The following is a 15,023-nucleotide window of genomic DNA, read 5'->3' on the forward strand; positions in this document are numbered from 1 at the left end:
CGGTAGGGCGGGTCCGACAGCGGAGTCAGCGGGCCAGCGTGAAGGGGTTGGTCGCCCGCAGGGCGTCGACCGCTGCCAGCACCAGGTCGGCCTTGTCGGCCGGCGGACCGGGAGCGACCGCGAGGTGCAGGTAGAGCGAGCGCAACAGCTGCTGGGCGTTGTTGGTCGCGAGGTAGGGGTCGCGGTCCCCGCGCAGGACGTAGGGGTTGCCGCTCGCGGCGAGACGCGCGACCCAGGGCTCGACCACCTTGGTCGGGACCAGGTTGCGGCGCAGCACGGCCATCACGGCGGAGGCGACCCGGTCGGGCTCGCCGGACTCCAGCTGGGTGTCGGCGGACAGGATCCGGTCGGCCAGCACGTCGAGGAGCACGGTGAGCTCCGTCGCCCCGAAGTGGCGCGAGCCGGCCAGCGCGGCGATCGCGTCGGCGCCGTGGGCGACCGAGTGCGCCCAGCCCTTGCCGGGCACGTAGCCGCGCAGGTCCCGCTCCCGGAGCAGCCACGACACGATCCGGTCGCCCCAGCGGAGCACCTGGTCGCCGGGGAGCAGCTGCGCCGCGGTGTCGCGCTCGATGACCGCGGCCAGCACCAGCACGCTGAACGTGCGCCGGAACACCGAGTCGGTGCCCACCTCGCCGAGCCCGACGGTGAGTCCCGCGGCCATCCCGTCACCGAGTCCCACCAGGAGGTCGTCGTAGACGCCGCGGTCGACCCAGGTGGCGAGCGCGGGGTAGGCCGTGCCGTCGCGGAGCACCGGGTCGGCGGACCCGAGCATGCTGGTGAGCTCCGCGGTCAGGTCGTCCAGCGGCCGGTCGGTCGGTACCTGCAGGCCGTGATCGAGCACCTGCTTCCAGTACGACCGTGCCATGGGGGCCATCCTGCCAGCCACCCGGCCACGGCCCGTAGTCGGGAGCGACGGGCCGGCCCCGAGCCCGAGTCCACGTCCTAGGCTCGGGCCGTGCCGTCGTTGACCGAGCTCGTGCGCAGCCACACCGACCTCGACGACGACGACGTCGCGTGGCTGCAGCTGATCCAGGCCGACTGGCAGATCATCGCCGACCTGTCCTTCGCCGACCTGGTGCTGTGGCTGCCCGACCGCGAGGGACGGGGATTCTGGGCGGCCGGTCAGATGCGGCCCACCACCGGCCCCACGGCGTACGTCGACGACGTGGTCGGCAGCTTCGTGCCGGGCGGCCGGCGGCCGATGCTCGACGAGGCACTCGCCCGCGGCCGGCTCATGCGCGAGGGCGATCCCGAGTGGCGCGACCACGTGCCGGTGCGGGTGGAGACGATCCCGGTACGGCGCGGCGGTCGGGTGATCGCCGTCATCGCCCGCAACACCAACCTGCTCGGGGTCCGCACGCCGAGCCGGCTGGAGCTGTCCTACCTGCAGACCGCGGCCGACCTGACCCAGATGATCGCCCGCGGCACCTTCCCGCTGCCCGGCCAGCGCAGCGACCACGCCGACTCGCCGCGGGTGGGCGACGGCTTCGTGCGCGTCGACGCCGACGGCCGGGTCGGCTACGCCAGCCCCAACGCGCTCTCGGTGTTCCGTCGGCTCGGCCTGTCCGGCGACCTCGAGGGGTTGGTGCTCGCCGACGTGGCCCGCGAGCTGGTACCGGTGCGCCAGCGGCCCGACGAGGAACGGCTGTCCGCCGTGCTCTCCGGACGGGTGCACGGCGACACCGAGCTCGCCGCCGACGAGATGGCCGTGATCTTCCGGTCGGTGCCGCTGCAGCCGACGGGGGAGCGGATCGGTGCCCTGGTGCTGCTGCGTGACGTCACCGAGCTGCGTAGCCGCGACCGGGAGCTGGTGACCAAGGACGCCACCATCCGGGAGATCCACCACCGGGTCAAGAACAACCTGCAGACCGTCGCCGCGCTGCTCCGGATGCAGGCGCGGCGCATCGACTCGGCCGAGGCCCGGGCCGCGCTGGAGGAGGCCGTCCGCCGGGTCGGGTCCATCGCGGTGGTGCACGAGACGCTGAGCACCGCCGTGGAGGAGCAGGTGGCCTTCGACGACATCGCCGACCGGCTGGGCCGGATGGTCACCGACGTCGGCCTCGCGGGGGAGCACGTCCGCGTCGAGCGGAGCGGCTCCTTCGGCGAGCTCGGCTCCGACGTGGCCACCGCGCTCGCGATGGTGCTCACCGAGGTGGTGCAGAACGCCGTCGAGCACGGCTACGGCGAGGGCGCCACCGACGGGCTGATCCGGGTGACCGCGGGCCGGCTGGTCGGCCGGCTGCACGTCACGGTGGAGGACGATGGTTCAGGGCTGCCGGCCGGGTTCGACCCGGCGGCCTCGACCCAGCTCGGGCTCTCGATCGTGCGCACGCTGGTCGAGTCCGAGCTGGGCGGCCAGCTGGAGATCGGCCCGCGGCCGGATGCGCGGGGGACCAGGGTCGCGATCGACGTACCGCTGGAGTGAGCCTCAGGCGGTCCGGACCCGCGCCCGGGCGTTGCGACGCTTCAGGGCGCGGCGCTCGTCCTCGCTCAGACCGCCCCAGACGCCGTGGTCCTGCCCTGCCTCCAGCGCCCACTGCAGGCACTGCTCGCGCACCTCACAGCGCCGGCAGACCTGCTTGGCCTCCTCGATCTGGAGGATGGCCGGCCCGGTGTTGCCGATCGGGAAGAACAGCTCCGGGTCCTCGTCGAGGCACGCGGAACGGTCGCGCCAATCCATGGCTGGGCTTTCCTCTTTCTCTCGGGTCGCTGGGGGCGTTGCTCACGGCACGCAAAGTGAACGCTTTCACGAGCGATCACCTAGCGTGACAAGAGTTCGATCGGTAAACAAGCCCCCCACGCACTCGATTCCGTGATGCCCGACACCTCGTGGCCACCTTCTAGGCTGACCGGCGTGACCGGCGTCCGTCCCGACCGTCCCGCCCCCCTCACCGTGGCCGCCTCCCTGGTGGCGGTGGAGGGTGTGGTGGTGGTCGTGCTCGCCCTGGTCGAGATCTTCAGCCTCACCTCGACGCGGCTGACCATGGGCCTGACGACCACCGCCTTCTTCGCCGCCTACGGGGCCCTGCTGGTCGGGTGCGGACTGCTGCTCGTACGGCGGGTGTCGTGGGCGCGCGGGCCGGCGGTGCTGGCCCAGCTGATCCAGCTCGGCCTCGCATGGAGCTTCCGGGGGAGCCCCACCACGCTGGTGGCGATCGCCCTGGCGGTGGTCGCGGCTGTGGTGCTGGCCGGGATCTTCCACCCGGCCAGCATCGATGCGCTCGCCGAGGAGTGATCAGCCCGGCAGCGACTCGCCCCCCACGCCGAGCACGATCGCCAGCAGGCCACCGTCGACCTCGGTCGTCGCCCCGGAGGCTAGCGTGTCGAGCACCTGCCAGGCGAAGCTCTCGCGGTCGGGCGCCTGCACCTCGGTGCCGGTCACCGAGACCCTGACCGTCAGGTGGCGCGGGGCGAGGTGGAACTCGGCCCGCAGGCTGCTCCCCTCGTCGGCCTGCGGCAGCGCCAGGGCGCAGGCCTCTCCCACCGCCACCCGGAGGTCCTCGATGGTGCTGAGGTCGAAGTCCAGCCGCGAGGCCACGCCGGCCGCGGTCGAGCGCAGCACCGACACGAAGGCGCTGTCCGCAGGGACCCGCACCTCGACGTCGGCCTGCGGACGCTCGGTGACGCTCGTGGCCATGCGGAACGGGCCTCCCCTCGTCGGTGACGGTCCCGACCCTAGTGGGGAAGCGGCTCCGCACCGTCCACCACTCGCCGACGGTGGGCCTGGCGTCGGGGTCGCGACCTCGCTTCGCTCGGTCGCGCCCGGCACGTCGGCTGCCGCAGGCGGTCTGGGGTTGCGGTGCCGCGGTCGCGACTTCGGTGCGCTCAGTCGCGCTTTCGACACGCGAAGGCCGTGATCTCGGCACGGCTTCGCCGGGCCGGGATCAGGCCTTCTTGGTCTCCCAGAAGATCTCGGCGATCTCGTCGATCTTGGCGAGCAGCTCGTCGGCCTTGGCGGCGTCCATCTCGCCCTTGGTGCCGGTGGCGCCGGCCAGCTTGGTGGCCTCGTTGACCAGCTGGTGGAGCTGCGGGTACTTCTCGAAGTGCGGGGGCTTGAAGTAGTCGGTCCAGAGCACCCACAGGTGGTGCTTGACCAGCTCGGAGCGCTGCTCCTTGATGAGGACGGCCCGGGTGCGGAAGTCGGGGTCGTCGTTGTCGGCGACCTTCTCGATGATGGCCTTGACGGACTCGGCCTCGATCCGGGCCTGCGCCGGGTCGTAGACGCCGCACGGAAGGTCGCAGTGGGCGGAGACCTCGACGGTCGGGGCGAACAGCTTCGCGAACATCGTCTGTGTGTCCTATCTGCTGGGGATCGTGTCGTCACTGCGACACTACTCGCTGTGTCTTCACCCCTGAAGGTGGCCCGAGTGCCGCTGGGATGGGCCGTCGTCCGCGGCGACTCGATGCGCCCCACGCTGACCCCGGGAGACCGGTTGCTCGTGCGGTACGGCGCCTCCCCCCGGGCGGGGAGCGTCGTGGTGGCGCGGCTCGCCGACGGGACCCTCGCGGTCAAACGGGCCGAACGCCGCGTCGAGACCCGGACCGGAGACGCCGCCTGGTGGCTGCTGGGGGACAACCCCGCCGGCGTCGACTCCCGGCACCGGGGCCCGGTGGCCGACGAGGACGTCCTCGGGGTGGCGGTGCTCCGGGTGTGGCCCCGGCCCCGGACCCTGCGAGGCCGGTGAGACACGACGTGCCGTCCGTGAGCGGTGTGGGAGCATCGGCGATCATGGCTGTCCCCGACCACCCGCAGGCCGGCGATCCCGTCTTCGACCTCCACGTCGGCGGCAAGATGGCGATCAGGTCGACCGTCGGACTCACCGGGCCCGACGACCTGTCCCTGGCCTACACGCCCGGCGTCGCCCGGGTCTGCGAGGCGATCGCGGCCGACCCCGAGCTGACCCGGTACTACACCTGGGTGCCCAACACCGTCGCCGTGGTCACCGACGGCACGGCGGTCCTCGGTCTCGGTGACATCGGCCCGGCCGCGGCGATGCCGGTGATGGAGGGCAAGGCGGTGCTCTTCAAGGAGTTCGGGGGGGTCGACGCGCTCCCGATCTGCCTCGACACCACCGACACCGAGGAGATCATCGAGACCGTCTGCCGGCTGGCGCCCAGCTTCGGTGGCATCAACCTCGAGGACATCTCCGCCCCCCGCTGCTTCGAGATCGAGGACCGGCTCAAGGAACGCCTCGACATGCCGGTCTTCCACGACGACCAGCACGGCACCGCCGTGGTCGCCCTCGCCGCCCTGGAGAACGCGCTGAGGCTCACCGGGCGTGACCCCGGCACCACGCGCGTGGTCGTCTCGGGCGCCGGCGCCGCGGGGGTGGCAGTGACCCGGATCCTCCTCGAGGCAGGGATCTCCGACATCGCGGTGCTCGACCGGCGCGGCGTGCTCCACTCGGGCCGATCCGACCTCACCCGGGTCAAGCAGGCCCTGGCCCGTGACACCGCCGACGTCACCGGCAGGCGGGGTGGGCTGGCCGACGTGATGGCCGGCGCCGACGCCTACCTCGGGGTCAGCGGCGGCACCGTGCTCGAGGAGGTGGTGGCGAGCATGGCCGACGAGGCGATCGTGTTCGGGATGGCGAACCCGAACCCGGAGGTGCATCCCGAGGTCGCGCACCGGTACGCCCGGGTCGTCGCCACCGGCCGGTCCGACTTCCCCAACCAGATCAACAACGTGCTCGCCTTCCCCGGCATCTTCCGCGGTGCGATCGACGCCCGCGCCACCGCGATCACCGAGGGGATGAAGCTCGCCGCGGCCGGTGCGCTCGCGGACCTGGTGGGGGAGGACCTCCGGGAGGACTATGTCATCCCGTCGCCGTTCGACCCCCGGGTCGCCCCGGCGGTGGCCGACGCGGTCACCGAGGCCGCCCGCCGCGACGGGGTCGCGCGCGACTGAGCCGGTCCAGACCACCACTGCTCCGCGACGAGCACCGGTGCCAGAGTGGCCGGGTGGACCGCCCCGTCCTGGCCCGCCGCGCGACGGAGATCGCCCACGGCATCGCCGAGGGCGCGGCCGTGGTGCCCGACCTGCTGGCCCTCCTGGACCGGCAGGTCGGGGCCGACACGGTCACCTTCAGCGAGCTGGACATCACCGGCCGGGGGCCGGCGCTGGTCGAGACCCATGGCGCCGACCCGCTGGACGCCGACGAGGAGGTGCGGTGGCGCCGGCTGCTGCCGACCCACCCCTACGCGCGATGGTTGACCACCGCCCCCGCCGGCACCACCCGGCTCACCGACGTGGTCAGCCTCACCCGGTTGGAGCGGATGGAGGTCTGGGAGGTGTGCCTCGAGCCTCGCGGCCACCGCTACCAGAGCGCCCTCACCTTCCCGTGTCGCCGTCGTGACCTCCGGCTGCTGTCCCTCTGGCGCGAGGACCGCGACTTCGCAGACCGGGAGCTCGAGGCCTTCGAGCACGTACGTCGCCTCGTCGACGCCGGGTTCGCGATGCGCGAGGCCGGGCAGGCGCTGCGCGAGTGGTCCGGCCCGGGTGGCGGGACCTTGCTCACGCCGCGGCAGCGGGAGGTCGCCGCGTTGGTGAGCCAGGGACACACCAACGAGCAGGTGGCCCGGCGGCTCGGCATCTCGGCCCGCACGGTGCGCAAGCACGTGGCCGACCTGTTCGACGTTGCCGACGTGAGGAGCCGGACCGCCCTCGCGGCGTGGTGGCGTCAAGGTGGCCGAAGCGCCATCTAGCGCTCGCCCGGCCCACACCACAGGATTCACGCCACGGGGGAGGGACGCTCGGGCGGTCCGGGTGCCGGGGGACGCCCGGACGCGCGGCCCCTCTGCCCGGCTGGGGGAAGCCGGGCGGAGGGGCATGGCGCTAGGGTCGCCGAGTGCTGGTGGTCGCCCTCGTCGCTGCGTCCCTGGCCGCCGTCGTGCACGTCTACATCTTCGTGCTGGAGTCGCTGCGCTGGAACGAGCCCGCAACGCGTCGGGTGTTCGGGACCACCGAGGAGACGGCCCGGATGACGGCGCCGCTGGCCTACAACCAGGGCTTCTACAACCTCTTCCTCGCCGTCGGGGTGGCCGCCGGCGTGCCCCTGGTGGCGCTCGACTCCGACGCGGGTGCCCCGTTGCTGGTGTTCGGGTGCGGCAGCATGGCCGCCGCCGCGCTGGTGCTGGTGCTGAGCGACCGGAGCAGGGCGCGGGCGGCAGTGGTGCAGGGTGCGGTGCCGGCGGTGGCCCTGCTGGCGCTGCTCGTGGACTCGATAGCCTCGTGAGCATGTTCGCCGTCTACGCCGACAGCTTCAGTGCCGAGGACCCGTTGCAGGGGCTGGTGGTCGGGGAGCGTCCCGACCCCGAGGTGCCCGACGGGTGGACCACGGTCACCGTGAAGGCCGCCTCGCTCAACCACCACGACGTCTGGTCCCTGCGCGGGGTGGGCCTGAAGGAGGAGGCGCTGCCGATGATCCTGGGCTGCGACGCCGCCGGGATCGACGAGGACGGCAACGAGGTCGTCGTGCACGCCGTGATCAGCGACCCGGCCTGGAGCGGCGACGAGACGCTCGACCCGAGGCGGTCGCTGCTGTCCGAGCGCTACCAGGGGACGTTCGCCGAGAAGGTCGCCGTCCCGCGCGGCAACGTGGTGCCCAAGCCGTCGTCGCTGTCCTTCGAGGAGGCCGCCTGCCTGCCGACCGCCTGGCTCACGGCCTACCGGATGCTCTTCGTCCGGGGCGGCCTGCGGCCGGGTGACACCGTGCTCGTGCAGGGCGCGGGGGGCGGGGTCGCGACGGCGCTGATCACGCTGGCCCGCGCAGGCGGCCTCAAGGTGCTCGCCACCAGCCGCGACGAGACGAAGCGGAAGCGTGCGCTCGAGCTCGGCGCCCACGAGGTGTTCGAGTCGGGCGCTCGGCTGCCGGTCAAGGTCGACGCCGTCATGGAGACGGTGGGGCGCGCGACGTGGTCGCACTCGATCCGATCCCTGCGGGTCGGCGGCCGGATCGTGGTGACGGGGACGACGTCGGGGCCGGACGTCGACGACGCCGGCCTGACCCGGATCTTCTTCCTGCAGCTGGAGGTCATCGGCTCGACGATGGGCACCAAGACCGAGCTGGCCTCCCTGATGAGCATGCTCGACGCCACCGGCACCCGACCGGTGATCGACCGCACGCTCCCGATGGAGCAGGCCCGCGACGGCTTCGCGGCGATGGCCGACGGGGACCTGTTCGGCAAGGTCGTCTTCACCCGATGATCCACCTGCTGACCGGTGCCGGGTCCGGCATCGGCGCCGTCCTCGCGCAGCGACTCCTCGACCGGGGCGACGAGGTCGTCGCCATCGCCCGCTCCGAGGAGCGTGCGGCCGAGCTGGCGGGCCGGCTCGACGGCGTGGCGGTGCTGGTGGCCGACCTGGCCCACCCCGACTCCGTGGAGTCGCTGCCGCTGCCGGACGCGCTCGACTCCGTCGTGCACTTGGCCGGTGTCGTCGAGCTCGGCCCGGTGTCCGACCTGGACGTCGAGACCTGGGACACCACCCTCCGCGTGAACCTGGTGGCCCCCGCCGCGCTGACCCGGGTCGCCCTCCCGGCGCTGCGCGCCGCGCGCGGGACCGTGGTCTTCGTGAACTCCAGTGCCGGCCAGGTCGCCCACCCGACCTGGGCGGCGTACGCCGCCTCGAAGCACGGCCTGCGCGCGCTCGCCGACTCGCTGCGTGGTGAGGAGGCCGGGCACGGCGTCCGGGTCACGACCGTGTTCCCCGGCCGCACCGCCACCCCGATGCAGGAGAAGGTGCACGCGCAGGAGGGGAAGGACTACGACGCCGCCCAGTGGGTCCGGCCCGAGACCGTGGCGGAGGCGATCCTCGGCGTGCTCGACCTCGGGCCGGACGCGACCGTGACCGACGTGTCGGTCAAGCCGCGGTGACCGGCTCGAGCACGAACACCCGGATCCTCCGGCGGCCGTCGACCCGCTGCCGGTAGTGCTGGTAGCCGACGTAGAAGGTCGCGGCCGCCGCGAAGACCTCCTCGGCCTCGGCGTCGGTGGCCGGGCGCGCGACCACGTCGCGGCTGGTGCCGCGGTGGCTGACGGTCGCGCGGGGCTCGGCCTCGAGGTTGAGCGCCCACGCAGGGGTGCTCGCCTGGCCGAAGTTGGTGCCGAGGAGCGCGAGCGTGCCGGCGTAGGGCGCGGCGATGAGGTGGCTGGTGCGGGGCAACCCGGACCTGCGCCCGGTCGTCGTGAGGTCGAGCACCGCCAGCCCGGCGAGCAGGCCGGGGGCGCTCTGCCGGCCGCGGCTCAGCCGCGCGACCACGTCGTCGAGGTGGCGCAACGTGCGCGAGAAGAACCAGCCGCCTGGGCGGGTGGCCGCGAACGACCGCACCACACGGTGCAGCGGGTTGCCGGTGTCGTGGCCGTAGCCGAGGTCCTCCGCGAGTCCCATGGGTCGCAGGCTAGTGGGGAGGTCAGCCCCGCGAGCGCCAGTTGAGGGCGCCGACCAGGACCATCCGCAGCTGGGTCCGTGCGCGGGCCACGATCCGTTGCTCGTTCCCGGGGCGGGCGAGGATCACCTGCTCGGCGGTCGCCACCACGGAGGTGACGATCAGGTCGGCCAGCACCTGCAGGTCCTCGGTCGACCACGGCTCGGTGCCGGGGATCCGGGCCAGGTCGGTCGCGAGCTCACGCTCGAACAGCTCGATCTGGTGGCGGATCTCCTCCCGCACGACCGGCGGCCCGGCTGCCCGCTCGCGGGCGATGAACGCGAAGTGGCCCCGCTGGGCGTGCACGTGCTCGACCAGGACGTCGAGGGAGCGGTCGATGATCTGGTCGAACGACGGGTCGTCGCGGCGTACGGCCCGCAGCATCGCCCGGAGCGAGGCGAACGACTCCTCGACCAGGGCGAGCCCGAGGTCGTCGAGCGTCGCGAAGTGTCGGTAGAAGGCCGTCGGCACGATGCCGACACGGCGGGCCACCTGACGCAGCGAGAGCGCGGCGAACGTCCGGTCCTCGGACAGCTCCAGCGCGGCGTCGAGGATGGCGCGCCGGGTCTGCTCCTTGCGCTCACCGCGGGTCTGCGTCACGGAAGCCAGCGTAGTGAGGCACATGTGTGCACGAACACAGCGCGGACGCCTTGACGTCGCGGAGCGTGGTCGACAGGGTTGAGTGAACAAGCGTGCACTCAAGAGGAGGTCGTAATGGGCATCGCCCAGACCCTGCTCCGCTCCCGGGCGGTCGCCGCGCTCGCGTCGCCCCACGGGGTCGACCGCTACCTCGAGCAGGTCGATCCGATGTGGGCCGCCCACGAGGTCCGGGCCCGCGTCGTCGACGTCACTCGTGAGGTCGACGTGGCCGGCCACCCGCCCGTTGCGACGATCACGCTGCAGCCCACCAGCACCTGGCAGGGCCACCGTGCCGGACAGCACGTCCAGCTGGGCGTCGAGCTCGGCGGGGCCCGTCGTACGACGCGGGTGTTCACCGTGTCCAGCCCGGACTCCCGTCCCGGTGACCGGTTCACGATCACGCTGCGCGCCAACCACGACCGGCCGGTCGGGCAGGGCGTGTCCCGCTTCCTGGTCGAGGAGGCGCGGCCCGGGCAGCTGGTGCACCTCTCCCAGGCCGAGGGCGACTTCGTGCTCCCCGACTCGGTGCCCGAGCACGTTCTGTTGATCTCGGCCGGCTCGGGGATCACCCCGGTGATGTCGATGTTGCGCAGCCTGCAGCGCCGGACCCACCGGGGCCGGGTGACCTTCGTGCACTACGCGCAGAGCCCGGACCACCAGATCTTCGCCAGCGAGCTCGCCGACGTCCGGGCCTCCGGCTACGGCATCGACGTCCACCTGCTGCACCCCGAGCTGGGCGACCCGGCCTTCTCGCCGATGTGGCTGGAGCGGCTGGTGCCCGGCTTCCGCGAGGTGCCGACCTGGCTGTGCGGACCGGGTCCGTTGGTCGACGCGGTCCGCGCGGCGTACGCCGGATCCGACGCCCTGCGGGTGGAGTACTTCAAGCCGCCGGCGGCCGGGTCCGGCGAGGCCGGCGGTCGAGTCGCCTTCACCCGGTCCGGCGTCACCGTCGACAACACCGGGGCCCCGCTGCTGGAGCAGGCCGAGGCCGCCGGGCTGGCGCCGGAGCACGGCTGCCGGATGGGGATCTGCTTCTCCTGCACGGCCCGCAAGACCGAGGGGACGGTGCGCCACGTCGTCAACGGCGCCGAGTCGTCCCTGCCCGACGAGGACATCCAGGTCTGCGTGAGCGCCCCGGTCGGGGACTGCTCCGTCGACCTCTGACACCGACTCCGGAAGGGAGCCACCGCCATGACCACGACCCCCACCCTCACCCCCGAGCAGGTCGAGGAGCTCGGCGCCGAGCTCGACGCCCTCCGGCAGCGCATCGTCGCCGACCTCGGCGAGGAGGATGCTGCCTACATCCGCACGGTCGTGAAGCGGCAGCGCCAGCTCGAGGTGGCCGGCCGCGTCATGTTCTACCTGCCCCCGCTGTGGCCGCTGGCCGTGGCCAGCCTGAGCCTCTCCAAGATCCTCGACAACATGGAGATCGGCCACAACGTGATGCACGGCCAGTACGACTGGATGGGCGACCCGGGCCTCAACTCGCGGATGTACGAGTGGGACACCGTCTGCCCCAGCGACCAGTGGAAGTACAGCCACAACTACATCCACCACACCTACACCAACATCCTCGGCAAGGACCGCGACATCGGCTACGGGATCCTGCGGATGGACGAGGACCAGGAGTGGCGTCCGTACTACCTGGGCAACCCGCTCTACGCGTTCCTGCTCATGGTGTTCTTCGAGTGGGGCGTGGCGCTGCACGACCTCGAGGTCGAGAACATCGTGGCCGGACGGCGCAGCCTCGAGGACAACAAACCGCTCTACCCGGGGCTGCTGCGGAAGATCCGTCGGCAGGCCGTCAAGGACTACCTGCTGTTCCCGGCGCTGACCGGGCCCCTGTTCCCGCTGACCTTCGCGGGCAACGCGTTGGCCAACCTGGTGCGCAACGTGTGGGCGTTCAACATCATCTTCTGCGGCCACTTCCCGGCGGGGGTGGCGACGTTCAGCCAGGAGGAGTGCGAGGACGAGACCCGGGGTCAGTGGTACCGGCGCCAGATGCTCGGCTCGGCGAACATCACCGGTGGCCCGCTCTTCCACCTGATGACCGGGAACCTCTCGCACCAGATCGAGCACCACCTGTTCCCCGATCTCCCCGCACGGCGCTACCCGCTGGTCGCGCCCGAGGTCCGGGAGCTGTGCGAGCGGTACGGCCTGCCGTACAACACCGGCCGGCTCAGGGGCCAGCTGTGGAGCGTGGCCAGGAAGATCTGCCGGTTCGCGCTGCCGGGGGCGTCGAGGCCGGCCTCCCGTGGACAGCGGACTGGCGAGTCCGCTGCCGCCGCGTGATCATGGCGACATGTTCGACCGACTGAGCCGCGCCGAGATCCGCAAGGACGTCATCCAGGACACCGTCGAGGCGGCGGCGACCACCGTCGGTCAGGTGGCCGGGATCGTCAGCACCGCGGTCCGGGACGTGGCCGGTGCGCTCGGCGGTTTCGCCACCGAGGTGTTCGAGATCCGCGACTCCGCCCGCCGCGCCACCGAGGACAGCGATCCGGCCTGAGACGCTACGCGAAGCGGCTCGGGTCGAGCTCGGACACGAGGGGGACGACGTCGGCGATCGAGCCGACGACCTTGGTCGCCTGGTAGGGGAACGCCTCGACCTTGTCGGGCGTCGTCGAGCCGCTGAGCACCAGGATCGTGCGGATCCCGGCCTCGAGGCCGCTCACGATGTCGGTGTCCATCCGGTCGCCGATCATCATCGTGGTCTCGCTGTGGGCCTCGAGCCGGTTGAGCGCGGAGCGCATCATCAGCGGATTGGGCTTGCCGACGTAGTACGGCGTCCGCTGGGTGGCGGTGCTGATCAGGGCGGCCACCGACCCGGTCGCCGGCAGCTTCCCCTGCGGGCTGGGGCCGCTGGGGTCGGGGTTGGTGGCGATGAACCGCGCCCCGCCGTCGATCAGCCGGATCGCGCGCGTGATCGCCTCGAAGGAGTAGGTCCGCGTCTCCCCGAGGACGACGTAGTCGGGGTCGCGGTCGTTCATCGTGTAGCCGACCTCGTGCAGTGCCGTGGTGAGTCCCGCCTCGCCGACGACGTAGGCCTTGCCGCCCGGGCGCTGGTCGTCGAGGAACTGCGCGGTGGCCAGCGCCGAGGTCCAGATCGACTCCTCGGGCACGTCGATGCCGGCGTGCAGCAAGCGGGCCCGGAGGTCGCGCGGGGTGAAGATCGAGTTGTTGGTGAGGACCAGGAACGGCCGGTCGTGCTTCTTGAGCGCCTCCAGGAAGTCGGCGGCGCCCGGCAGCGGGGTCTCCTCGTGGACCAGGACGCCGTCCATGTCGGTCAGCCAGCACTCGACCGGACTCGTGTGGGTCATGGCTCCATCGTGGCAGAGTGGGAGGTCACCGCGACGGCGCCGAGTTCACAGGCTCGCCTCCCAGCCGTCGTACTCGCCACCAGGGTGGGCTGCGGCGACGGACTCGAAGAACTGGCGCGCCGTGCGGACCGCGTCCGGCGTGGTGACGGCGCCGTGCTGCTCGGCGATCACCACCCACTCCGGCCCTCCCGCCGCCGACGCGTCGACCCGCTGGATGTCCCAGCCCCCGGCCGTGACCTGCTCCGCGGCCCGGCGGGCGGCGTCCTCGTGGGCGACGTAGACGTAGTGGACCCAGTGCCGGGCGGCCTCCAGGTTGCTGTGCTGGGCGATCTGCGCCAGCAGCTCGTCGTCGCCCGCATGTCCCGTGGGCGCGAGCGGCGACGCAGCATCGGGCTTCCGGCGGAAGATTCCCATGGCCGGACCTTCTCACCCTCGAGGGGGAGCTGTGGGCAAAATCTTTGCGATCCACAGGCCCGGGACCGTCACCCGGCGACTCGGTCCCGAGTGGTGACACCGGTCAGCCGCAGAACGCCTCGTCCAGGAAGGCGTCGACGGCGTCGTCGGGGTCGCCGCCGAAGTCCGGCGTCAGGGCCAGGGTGGCCTGCCGCTCCCCGTCGGCCGACGTGAACGACCACGACTGGTAGGCCAACGCGTCTCCGTCGTTGCCGTAGACCCGCACCCCGCACGAGGTGTCGCGCCACGCGAGGCCGAGCCCGTACGGCCTCCCGCCTGCCACCCCCTGCGTCTGCATCTGGTCGAGCAGGTGGTCGGGCAGCAGCCGCCCGCCGAGCAGCGCCGCGAAGAACCGGTCCAGGTCGCGGGTGGTCGAGATCATCTCGCCCCCGGCACCCATCACCGACGGGTTCATCTCCGTGTAGTCGAGGAGACCGTCGCCACCCGGCACGTACCCGTGAGGGTGCGGTCCACGGATCCGCGGCGAGGCCCCGGGCACCGAGGTGCCGTGCAGCCGCAGCGGCCGGAGGATCCGCCGCTCGACCTCCCGGCCCCACGGCCGGTCGGTGGCCTCCTCGACGACCTGGCCCAGCAGGAGGTAGCCCGTGCTGGAGTAGTCGAACGCGGAGCCCGGCGGCCGGAACGTCGGCGGGTGCTCGACCGCCCGTGACACCAGCTCCGCGGCGGTCCAGGTGCGCCAGCGGTTGTCGTAGAACTCCTGCTGCGGCGGCATGGGCAGCGTCTCGACGACGTCGTGGAGCCCACTGGTGTGGTTGAGGAGGTGACGGAGCGTGATCCGTCGGCCGTCCGGGACGACGCCGGGCAACCACCGCGCCACGGCGTCTCCCAGCCGCAGCCGACCCTCGTCGACCAGCTGCAGGACGACGGTGGCGACGAAGGTCTTCGTGATGCTCCCGGCACGGAACCGGCCCCGGACCGGCACCGGTCTCGTCGAGCCCAGCTCGGCGACTCCGCTGGTGCCGCGCCAGCGGCCCCGCTCGTCACGCACCTCCGCCAGGGCGCCGACGGCGCCGGCGCCGACCACCTCGTCCAGTCGCTCCTGCAGCGCCACCCGGTGCTGCTCCTCCGGCGCGGTTGCCGCCGCGGCCGGCGCTGCGAGCAGCGCCACCCCCGTCGTCGCCGCCACCACTGCGCGATGCAGATGCCTCATCCCGACCTCCCGATC

General features: G+C 72.5%; 20 protein-coding genes. 11 read left to right on the plus strand and 9 right to left on the minus strand.

Annotated elements, in window-relative coordinates:
• Window positions 1-25: 25 nt before the first annotated feature.
• Window positions 26-865 carry a DUF2785 domain-containing protein gene (locus ACQ1X7_RS17535; RefSeq protein ID WP_432479516.1) on the minus strand — a complete coding sequence of 280 codons (840 nt, stop codon included), beginning with the start codon at window positions 863-865 and terminating at the stop codon, window positions 26-28.
• 90 nt (window positions 866-955) lie between these two features.
• On the opposite strand from ACQ1X7_RS17535, the gene ACQ1X7_RS17540 reads away from it, so the two are divergent.
• Complete coding sequence (locus ACQ1X7_RS17540) at window positions 956-2,425, plus strand: histidine kinase N-terminal domain-containing protein (protein WP_432479517.1); 1,470 nt, start codon at window positions 956-958, stop codon at window positions 2,423-2,425.
• Between the two features lie 3 nt (window positions 2,426-2,428).
• Here the strand turns inward: ACQ1X7_RS17540 and ACQ1X7_RS17545 are convergent, their stop codons facing one another.
• A complete protein-coding gene (locus tag ACQ1X7_RS17545; RefSeq protein ID WP_135074688.1) occupies window positions 2,429-2,680 on the minus strand; it encodes a WhiB family transcriptional regulator in 252 nt (83 codons plus the stop codon).
• A gap of 174 nt (window positions 2,681-2,854) precedes the next feature.
• Here ACQ1X7_RS17545 and ACQ1X7_RS17550 point away from each other — a divergent pair, with 174 nt between their 5' ends.
• The gene (locus ACQ1X7_RS17550; protein WP_432479518.1) at window positions 2,855-3,235 is read left to right on the plus strand and encodes a hypothetical protein; all 381 of its coding nucleotides are present in this window, start codon (window positions 2,855-2,857) and stop codon (window positions 3,233-3,235) included.
• Here ACQ1X7_RS17550 and ACQ1X7_RS17555 read toward each other — a convergent pair whose 3' ends face one another.
• Window positions 3,236-3,637, minus strand: a complete 402-nt coding sequence (locus tag ACQ1X7_RS17555; protein ID WP_432479519.1) for an ATP-binding protein — start codon at window positions 3,635-3,637, stop codon at window positions 3,236-3,238.
• A gap of 247 nt (window positions 3,638-3,884) precedes the next feature.
• Window positions 3,885-4,286 carry a superoxide dismutase, Ni gene (gene sodN, locus ACQ1X7_RS17560; protein WP_432479520.1) on the minus strand — a complete coding sequence of 134 codons (402 nt, stop codon included), beginning with the start codon at window positions 4,284-4,286 and terminating at the stop codon, window positions 3,885-3,887.
• A gap of 72 nt (window positions 4,287-4,358) precedes the next feature.
• On the opposite strand from sodN, the gene ACQ1X7_RS17565 reads away from it, so the two are divergent.
• From ACQ1X7_RS17565 to ACQ1X7_RS17590, 6 genes are all read left to right on the plus strand, one after another.
• Window positions 4,359-4,685: a S24/S26 family peptidase gene (locus ACQ1X7_RS17565; protein ID WP_432479583.1), complete on the plus strand. Its 327-nt coding sequence runs from the start codon at window positions 4,359-4,361 to the stop codon at window positions 4,683-4,685.
• Between the two features lie 44 nt (window positions 4,686-4,729).
• Window positions 4,730-5,908 carry an NAD(P)-dependent malic enzyme gene (locus tag ACQ1X7_RS17570; protein ID WP_432479521.1) on the plus strand — a complete coding sequence of 393 codons (1,179 nt, stop codon included), beginning with the start codon at window positions 4,730-4,732 and terminating at the stop codon, window positions 5,906-5,908.
• Window positions 5,909-5,961: 53 nt separating this feature from the next.
• Complete coding sequence (locus ACQ1X7_RS17575) at window positions 5,962-6,705, plus strand: response regulator transcription factor (RefSeq protein WP_432479522.1); 744 nt, start codon at window positions 5,962-5,964, stop codon at window positions 6,703-6,705.
• Between the two features lie 143 nt (window positions 6,706-6,848).
• A complete protein-coding gene (locus ACQ1X7_RS17580) occupies window positions 6,849-7,235 on the plus strand; it encodes a DUF1304 domain-containing protein (RefSeq protein ID WP_432479523.1) in 387 nt (128 codons plus the stop codon).
• Between the two features lie 2 nt (window positions 7,236-7,237).
• Window positions 7,238-8,206, plus strand: a complete 969-nt coding sequence (locus ACQ1X7_RS17585; RefSeq protein ID WP_432479524.1) for a zinc-binding dehydrogenase — start codon at window positions 7,238-7,240, stop codon at window positions 8,204-8,206.
• Window positions 8,203-8,874, plus strand: a complete 672-nt coding sequence (locus tag ACQ1X7_RS17590; RefSeq protein ID WP_432479525.1) for an SDR family oxidoreductase — start codon at window positions 8,203-8,205, stop codon at window positions 8,872-8,874. Before ACQ1X7_RS17585 ends, ACQ1X7_RS17590 begins: the two co-directional genes overlap by 4 nt.
• Here ACQ1X7_RS17590 and ACQ1X7_RS17595 read toward each other — a convergent pair.
• Window positions 8,861-9,388 carry a nitroreductase family deazaflavin-dependent oxidoreductase gene (locus ACQ1X7_RS17595; RefSeq protein WP_432479526.1) on the minus strand — a complete coding sequence of 176 codons (528 nt, stop codon included), beginning with the start codon at window positions 9,386-9,388 and terminating at the stop codon, window positions 8,861-8,863. The genes ACQ1X7_RS17590 and ACQ1X7_RS17595 overlap by 14 nt on opposite strands.
• 22 nt (window positions 9,389-9,410) lie before the next feature.
• The gene (locus tag ACQ1X7_RS17600; RefSeq protein ID WP_432479527.1) at window positions 9,411-10,025 is read right to left on the minus strand and encodes a TetR family transcriptional regulator; all 615 of its coding nucleotides are present in this window, start codon (window positions 10,023-10,025) and stop codon (window positions 9,411-9,413) included.
• 114 nt (window positions 10,026-10,139) lie between these two features.
• Here ACQ1X7_RS17600 and ACQ1X7_RS17605 point away from each other — a divergent pair, with 114 nt between their 5' ends.
• Genes ACQ1X7_RS17605 through ACQ1X7_RS17615 form a run of 3 tightly spaced genes read left to right on the plus strand, consistent with a single transcriptional unit; the run spans window position 10,140 to window position 12,573 of the window.
• Window positions 10,140-11,228: a flavin reductase family protein gene (locus ACQ1X7_RS17605; protein ID WP_432479528.1), complete on the plus strand. Its 1,089-nt coding sequence runs from the start codon at window positions 10,140-10,142 to the stop codon at window positions 11,226-11,228.
• Window positions 11,229-11,255: 27 nt separating this feature from the next.
• Window positions 11,256-12,356, plus strand: a complete 1,101-nt coding sequence (locus ACQ1X7_RS17610) for a fatty acid desaturase family protein (protein WP_432479529.1) — start codon at window positions 11,256-11,258, stop codon at window positions 12,354-12,356.
• 10 nt (window positions 12,357-12,366) lie between these two features.
• Window positions 12,367-12,573, plus strand: a complete 207-nt coding sequence (locus ACQ1X7_RS17615) for a hypothetical protein (RefSeq protein WP_432479530.1) — start codon at window positions 12,367-12,369, stop codon at window positions 12,571-12,573.
• Between the two features lie 4 nt (window positions 12,574-12,577).
• Here ACQ1X7_RS17615 and ACQ1X7_RS17620 read toward each other — a convergent pair whose 3' ends face one another.
• The 3 genes from ACQ1X7_RS17620 to ACQ1X7_RS17630 all read right to left on the minus strand — a co-directional run bounded on the left by ACQ1X7_RS17620 (window position 12,578) and on the right by ACQ1X7_RS17630 (window position 15,008).
• Window positions 12,578-13,384, minus strand: a complete 807-nt coding sequence (locus ACQ1X7_RS17620) for an HAD-IIA family hydrolase (RefSeq protein WP_432479531.1) — start codon at window positions 13,382-13,384, stop codon at window positions 12,578-12,580.
• A gap of 45 nt (window positions 13,385-13,429) precedes the next feature.
• Window positions 13,430-13,798: a ribonuclease E inhibitor RraB gene (locus ACQ1X7_RS17625; protein ID WP_432479532.1), complete on the minus strand. Its 369-nt coding sequence runs from the start codon at window positions 13,796-13,798 to the stop codon at window positions 13,430-13,432.
• A gap of 103 nt (window positions 13,799-13,901) precedes the next feature.
• A complete protein-coding gene (locus ACQ1X7_RS17630; RefSeq protein ID WP_432479533.1) occupies window positions 13,902-15,008 on the minus strand; it encodes a serine hydrolase domain-containing protein in 1,107 nt (368 codons plus the stop codon).
• Window positions 15,009-15,023: the final 15 nt, after the last annotated feature.

The organism is Nocardioides sp. GXQ0305, from assembly GCF_050880345.1.
GTDB lineage: Bacteria > Actinomycetota > Actinomycetes > Propionibacteriales > Nocardioidaceae > Nocardioides.